Genomic DNA, 6,379 nt, shown 5'->3' on the forward strand with positions numbered 1-6,379 from the left:
ATCCTAAATTGATGTCATGCAGTTTAAAACTGAAACAGCTTAAACTTTTACCTGTAAGTCTACGGTTGGGTTGTGGAATGGAACCCCCTGTTTCAACTTGCTGAACATATCAGGATCGGTCCATTCAGCTTGTACCTGTTCAGAAAATTCAATCTGATCCAGGTTAAGTAGCCCCATTTGCTCATTTTCGATATCTTCCAAAAAGCTTTGTGCGTAACCGGTATCGGTTTCATGCACAATCACGGAATACACCTCGACATCTCCTTCACCATTCTGGGTAATGGTTGAAGCCAGCACTTGCTGCGCTAAAAAGAAGAAAATACGCGAGAACTGTTCAGCAGACGGCGATACTGGCAATGACACCCAACGTGCACTAAAATTCTTGCAGGCCTGAATGTATTCGGGATTATCGTCCTGCCAAAAGCAGATAGCATGATCGAATGAATCAAAAAAGTCCTTGATGACACCTTTTAGCAAACCAAAGTCATATACCATCTGACCATGATCGAGCTTAGAGGCTTTCAGTAATAATTCTACTTTATAACTATGACCATGGATCGAACGCTTACAGCGATCCGATGTGCAATTTCGCACGATATGAGCATTTTCAAACTTAAATAACTTACGAATTAACATGTGCCGTAATGTCGTCAAAAAATAGGTGAATTCACTACAATTATAAAGCAAAACTAGAAGAAGGAGGATTAATTTTGCAGTTCACGTTAATAGACAAAACGGATCATATACAGCTTCTACGCACTCTGGCTGAAGTATGAAGATAATTTAAAATGGCGCCATACTGCGATACGAGACATAGACCTGCTTATCTTGCCGTATCAGATCACTGCTAAACTGACGCTTACGCTCATTCAGCATCACTTCAATCCGTGCTTTAAAGAACTGGGACTTTACGCCCAATAGTGTGGCAAACTGGTTACGATTTTCAGCAGCTATCTGATCAAAAGGAGCAACTTGCCAAAGTTCAGATACATTAGCAAAGTGCTCCTGTTTACCAAATTTAAGATCCAAAGCTTGTTGCACAGCATTCACATCCAGCTTGTCATCCAGACTTGCCAGCAAAGCCGCTGGTGCCGTATTGATATTCACTTGCGTATCCTTTAGCGGGGCTGCCGTTACGTATGGTAGCAGCAGTTTATAGCGGTTCTCTTCAAAACCTCGTACCAGCTTGAGTTGTTCTATACTATGAAAATTGGCATTGGGTGGCAATGCAGCATTTGGCAAACCTCGATAATGAATGGATTCTGCTCCCATAGCACCAATTGGCAGTTCATCTTGATCCTGCCAGTCAATCACTGCTTCACTTAATTGTTCCGGTAATCCAACCCGTTTCAAAATCAGTTCAAACCATTTTTTCGCCGGTTCATTTACGGTTCCATCTTCAGCCACCAGACTGTTCAGATTAAACTTGCCCGACTCATCCTCTAGCCTGCCAGCAATATAGCCATCATCCACAGGAAAAGGAGGCATCTGTTGTGCCCAGGTTTCGTTCAGATGATCAATATCAGCGGCATTTTCAGCATCATCTACAAGCAATTCGGAAAAGAAGGCTTCAGCACTTTTGGCATACATCAAGGACTGATTCTGGCGCATCAGATAAGCTGTACTTTCCGCAGTCGCAGCCTGACGTTTAGCAATCGTTGCCGCCAGGATGGTTGCCAGTGCAACCATCACCAGAATGGTTATTAATGCGATACCCTGTTGCTGCTTCATACTTCGATCCTATGAGCTGCCTATATTATTGGTATTATTTGACAGATAATCTGTGTTCAGCAGACTGAACAACCATTCATATTGCACACCCTGTACAGTCAGATTGATCTTGATACCTTTCGGTAAAAGCTGCTTGTTTTCAGTACGATTTAAATCTAGTCCACTTTCCGGCCATTGTGTGATTTCATTTGGATTCAGTGCAGTAATTTGAAACTGTTCTACATCGCTCAGCAATATGCTCGATTCCGGTTGATCGCGTCCGGTCTGGTTCAGGTTCCTGAATTTAAGCCGATAGACTTTTTGCTCATCCGCCCGATATTGATATTCTACCCGCTCATCCGGTGCAATGCCTTGTTCCAGTGGATCCGTAACACCAGTCTTACTAAAATTAAAACGACCATCTTGCAATACTAAAGCTGGCTGGATATCACCATTTACATTTGCGGTTAAGGGTACTGTTTGCACCATATCACGCAGAATCTGCTGATAGCCTTGCTGTAATTGATTTAACTTTTGTTCATGAAGGGTATTTTGATCGCGCGTGACCCGGATATGATCAAAGACCTGCCATCCTAATGCAGACAATACGGCAAAGATCGCAATCGCAACCAGCAGCTCAACCAGGGTAAATCCATTTTTTTTCATTGTATCTGATTCACCCGATGATTAAAAAACACCAGACTACTGACACCAGATTCCAGTTGCCCAGTATCAGCATCGACAATACCGACCTGAATATCAACACGCTGTACATTTGGGCTAATAGTTGGTTCAGATTTCTTATCAATCTGCCAGGACTCACCCTGCTGGGTAATCTGCCGGGATGAAGTTCCTGTTAGCCATTCCTGATTGATTTCCATTTGTGCTGCTTCATTTAAAGCAACAAACTGAGCTTTGGTGCGTAAGATGGCATGGGAAGTCGACTGGGTATATTGCATTGCCACCTTAGTCAGTGCCATGGCTGCGGTAGCAAAGATTGCCAGTGCGACCATGACTTCCAGCAAAGTAAAACCTGAGGCACGATTAAGTCGAGTAACACTCGACCTGAGCGGCATCGTCGCGCAAGAAAGTCCGAAAGCTATGCTTGAGGAGCAGCGATAAACAAAACAACATTTCGTTCGAGCGCAAGATGACGAACTCTGTTCGGAGTGCATACGATTAAATCGAGCAATACTCGACTTGAGCGGCATTGTCGCACAAGAAAGTCCGAAAGCTGTGCTTGAGGAACTGCGATGAGTGTAATGCTGCTTCACCGCTGTGTAAGATAAAGAGCTATGCTCGAGGTACACATAATGAAATTGATCAGCACTCGCCTTAAATGACTTGATTGCATCAGCTCCAGCACTCTGCTTGAAATATTTAAATTTCATTGATTTTACCCAGGTGGTCGATTTCAATCGCAGAACCGACTTCATTATTATCAAGATAAAACTGAATCCGTACCGGTTTCACTTCCCCATTGCCGAGCCAAATCAATTTTGGCGCATCCTGCATAGTCAAATCCCGGTTTTGTGCATTTTCATAACGCTGGTCCAAGGGCTGAACCTGCAAAGATACTTTATCTGGCAAAGCTTGGGTCTTAAATTCAGTATAGTGAATCCATTTCTGTGATGTGCTACTTAAGCTAAAATCAGTATTGGCAGAATTTTTTTGATATTCCACCACAGTGTATTGAAATGGGCTGACATCCGTTGCCGGCTGGGTCTGCAAGGCGAGCACCCGAGCCTGATCATTCGCTTCACGTAAAATACGTTGTAAATCCAGCATAAACACTTCACGTGCCTGCATCGCTTTACGCTGATCTACCCCACCTATATTCAGCATCACCAGAGATGCTAGAATTCCCATAATGACAATCACCACCATCAATTCAATGAGTGTAAAACCACGATTTGATGATAGAGACTGGATTTTCATGGAATGCCTTTAAGCAAACTGCTCAACCGAATTAATTTTTTTGGGTAAAGCCAGAGCCTGGTCGATATAGGCCACACGTAAAGTATCACGAGAACCAAGGTAACGCTGATAGAAACTGGAGTTCAGGATTGCAGCTGCACCATGAGTTAGCGACCAGATCGAAGCAAGATAATCACGTACTGGCATACTGCTTTGAATTGATTCCAGATAGCTTTCTGTCATGCGAATAATCAGACGTAAACGCTGTTTCCGGATCTGGTAAAGCTCAGTAAATAATTGCTGAATACCCACCCCAGTCGTCGATAAGCGCTCCTCAATCTGATGAAACAGTACCGTACGCTCCGGATGATGCAGATGATGCAACATGAAGAAAGCCAAATGTTCTGGAAAAGCCTTTTCCGCATCCTGGATCATTTCCAGCAGCATACGTTCATTACGGATAATGAGCAGCATGTACAGCTCATCTTTGCTTTGGAAATGTTTATAGAGTGTGCCTTTAGCCAAATCCAGTTCTGCAGCCAACGCATCTAGCGTCATACCGGCTTCACCATTTTCAAGTAGCAGCTGTTCTGCCACTTGAAAAATCAAGGTTTCTCTTGCTCGAAACTGAGCCTGACGATCCATCTTCACCCTATAACTCTCTTCTGCTCTTATTTAATTCGTATTACTTAAAACTTAGAAGATTTTCAAAATTCTGCATTGTGATTGCAGCCATTTCTTCCAAGCTCTTATCATATACATCACATAAGGCTTTGGCTACAAATGGAACGTATTTCGGTTCATTTGATTTACCCCGATAAGGCACGGGTGCCAGATAAGGACTATCTGTCTCTATCAACACGCGATCCAGTGGAACCTGTTTTGCCACATCACGTAAATCCTGCGCATTTTTGAAAGAAACAATGCCTGAGAAAGAGACATAATAACCACAGTCAAGAACTGCTTTGGCTGTTTCCCAGTCTTCGGTAAAACAGTGCAAGATGCCATGTGTAGATTTTTCAGCGCGAATGATATCTACTGTGTCATGCTTGGCTGAACGGGTGTGGACCACCACCGGTTTTTTCACGACTTGTGAAGCATGGATGTGGCGTGCAAAACATTCTTTCTGTTCTTGGATAAAATCAGTGCTATGGAAATAATCTAGACCTGTTTCACCTAAAGCCCAAACTTTTTCTGGCTGTGCCAGCTCAACCAGATAATCCGTAGTTGCGCGTGCCATGGTTGCAGCATCTTCACAAGGATGCACACCTACGGTATAGCCTACATCAGCATGTCGCGCCGCAATCTTGGCCAGTTCGATATGATCATCAAGATCTACCGAAATACTCATAAACCTGGAAACACCCGCTTCACGTGCCTGTGCCAATGCTAGATCCAGATCACCGCTGTAAGGCGTTAGGTCGAGTAAAGTTAAATGACAATGCGTATCTACAAACACGGTGTAGTCCTTTTCAGCAGGGAGAATCTACATAGTGTAGCTTCTACGCCCTGCAGATTTAAGCCCCGTAATCAGTCGTTCGGCCTCATTTTTAAAGAAAACGCCTTTATCACCGCTTAACTGGATACCAAAACCTTGTGGTTTAATGCCATTTTGTTTTTGTGATACCCAGATGACTTTACCGGTTAAAGGAATTTTTTGTGATTGTTCAGGTAAAGTCGTCAGGACGAAAACCTCATCTCCGAGCTTTACTGTCTGATTGGAAGGAATAAAAAGACCACCGCCTGCAACAAATGGCATATAACTGGCAAATAGAGTTTCAATATCAGGAATATTCGCCTGAATAATACCCCCCATACGTGATTGCATATTCTTCTCCTTCTTCGTTAAAGATTCATCAGTCGAATACAGAGCTGGTCCAGAACCAGATTGCTTTGTACATTCTGTTCCAGATACTGCTTGGACTGCTGAAATTCCCCGTAAATATCAAAAAGCTGTTCTAATGAATAATATTCAGCCAATACCTCAAATTCCAAATCGATGTTTTTAATGGCCTGATTTAGCTTGACACAAATCAAATCCGACAACAAGTATTCAAACATCTGCCCAAAATCATTAAAACTTAGGCTTTTGTTCCATCGCGTCGCAATTGCGATCGGCATATTTTTTTCTATGACCAGTTTTTTCCAGTCTTGCAAAAAATCCTGACGCATCGGCATCCAGGCACTCTGAGCCACTTCAATCGCCTGTAACGGCATCTGATTGGCCAGATTCATTAATAATTGCTGTTGGGAAGATCCTGCATCTGGTAAATATTCATTTAAATAATTTGTGGCCTGATCTGATGTAATGCGATCCAAAGCAAAATGCTGTAAACGGCTGCGAATTGTCGCGGGTAATTTTAAGTAATGATCAGCCAGCAGAATAATGACAATATTTTCACCCGGCTCTTCCAGGGTTTTCAGCAAAGCATTGGAAGAGGCAATATTCAGTGCTTCAGCAGGCTCTATGACAATAACACGCCAACCATCAACAGTTTGCTGCACAAATGGCAATAAATCCCGGATCTTTTCAATCTTGATTTTGGCATTCTGTTTTTTGTTTTCTTCATCGGTACTGATATAAACATAATTGGGATGAGTATCTGCTTTAAGCCACTGACAACTGCCACATTCACCACATGGCAAATTGCGCACATGACGATTTTGACATAGTACCCATGCCAGAAATTGCTGGGTAAAAGCTTCCTTACCACAGCCCTTTTTGCCATAAAACAGTAGTCCATGCCCAAGC

The 6,379-nt window shown here is 43.0% G+C and carries 9 protein-coding genes; all 9 read right to left on the minus strand.

Translation table 11 applies throughout. The annotated features are described in order from the left end of the window. Window positions 1-39: 39 nt before the first annotated feature. The gene (locus B3D47_RS13715; RefSeq protein ID WP_004815591.1) at window positions 40-636 is read right to left on the minus strand and encodes a 6-pyruvoyl trahydropterin synthase family protein; all 597 of its coding nucleotides are present in this window, start codon (window positions 634-636) and stop codon (window positions 40-42) included. 147 nt (window positions 637-783) lie between these two features. After that, window positions 784-1,731 carry a type II secretion system minor pseudopilin GspK gene (gene gspK / locus B3D47_RS13720; RefSeq protein ID WP_286862526.1) on the minus strand — a complete coding sequence of 316 codons (948 nt, stop codon included), beginning with the start codon at window positions 1,729-1,731 and terminating at the stop codon, window positions 784-786. A gap of 9 nt (window positions 1,732-1,740) precedes the next feature. Further along, window positions 1,741-2,376, minus strand: a complete 636-nt coding sequence (gene gspJ / locus B3D47_RS13725; RefSeq protein ID WP_048881308.1) for a type II secretion system minor pseudopilin GspJ — start codon at window positions 2,374-2,376, stop codon at window positions 1,741-1,743. Continuing rightward, window positions 2,373-2,921: a type II secretion system minor pseudopilin GspI gene (gspI, locus tag B3D47_RS13730; protein WP_286862560.1), complete on the minus strand. Its 549-nt coding sequence runs from the start codon at window positions 2,919-2,921 to the stop codon at window positions 2,373-2,375. The genes gspJ and gspI overlap by 4 nt, the downstream gene beginning before the upstream one ends. Window positions 2,922-3,090: 169 nt before the next feature. Next, window positions 3,091-3,648 (minus strand): type II secretion system protein, encoded by a 558-nt coding sequence (locus B3D47_RS13735; RefSeq protein ID WP_004892797.1) that lies wholly within the window; start codon window positions 3,646-3,648, stop codon window positions 3,091-3,093. Between the two features lie 9 nt (window positions 3,649-3,657). Then, entirely contained in the window at window positions 3,658-4,272 is a 615-nt protein-coding gene (locus B3D47_RS13740; RefSeq protein WP_004892793.1) for a TetR/AcrR family transcriptional regulator, read from the minus strand. A 40-nt stretch (window positions 4,273-4,312) separates the two neighbouring features. Beyond that, window positions 4,313-5,086, minus strand: a complete 774-nt coding sequence (locus B3D47_RS13745; RefSeq protein ID WP_004815579.1) for a TatD family hydrolase — start codon at window positions 5,084-5,086, stop codon at window positions 4,313-4,315. Between the two features lie 27 nt (window positions 5,087-5,113). Further along, complete coding sequence (locus B3D47_RS13750) at window positions 5,114-5,455, minus strand: PilZ domain-containing protein (protein ID WP_004892789.1); 342 nt, start codon at window positions 5,453-5,455, stop codon at window positions 5,114-5,116. A gap of 17 nt (window positions 5,456-5,472) precedes the next feature. Further along, a partial coding sequence (locus tag B3D47_RS13755) for a DNA polymerase III subunit delta' (RefSeq protein ID WP_286862528.1) occupies window positions 5,473-6,379 on the minus strand: 907 nt, incomplete at its 5' end.

The sequence above is a fragment of the Acinetobacter sp. UBA3461 genome (assembly GCF_002381195.1).
In the GTDB taxonomy this organism is placed as follows: Bacteria; Pseudomonadota; Gammaproteobacteria; order Pseudomonadales; family Moraxellaceae; genus Acinetobacter; species Acinetobacter schindleri.

Excerpts from the sequence above, each read along its gene's own strand:
- B3D47_RS13715 (WP_004815591.1), bottom strand. The coding sequence starts at position 636 with ATGTTAATTCGTAAGTTATTTAAGTTTGAAAATGCTCATATCGTGCGA.
- gspK (WP_286862526.1), bottom strand. The coding sequence starts at position 1,731 with ATGAAGCAGCAACAGGGTATCGCATTAATAACCATTCTGGTGATGGTT.
- gspJ (WP_048881308.1), bottom strand. The coding sequence starts at position 2,376 with ATGAAAAAAAATGGATTTACCCTGGTTGAGCTGCTGGTTGCGATTGCG.
- gspI (WP_286862560.1), bottom strand. The coding sequence starts at position 2,921 with ATGCCGCTCAAGTCGAGTATTGCTCGATTTAATCGTATGCACTCCGAA.
- B3D47_RS13735 (WP_004892797.1), bottom strand. The coding sequence starts at position 3,648 with ATGAAAATCCAGTCTCTATCATCAAATCGTGGTTTTACACTCATTGAA.
- B3D47_RS13740 (WP_004892793.1), bottom strand. The coding sequence starts at position 4,272 with ATGGATCGTCAGGCTCAGTTTCGAGCAAGAGAAACCTTGATTTTTCAA.
- B3D47_RS13750 (WP_004892789.1), bottom strand. The coding sequence starts at position 5,455 with ATGCAATCACGTATGGGGGGTATTATTCAGGCGAATATTCCTGATATT.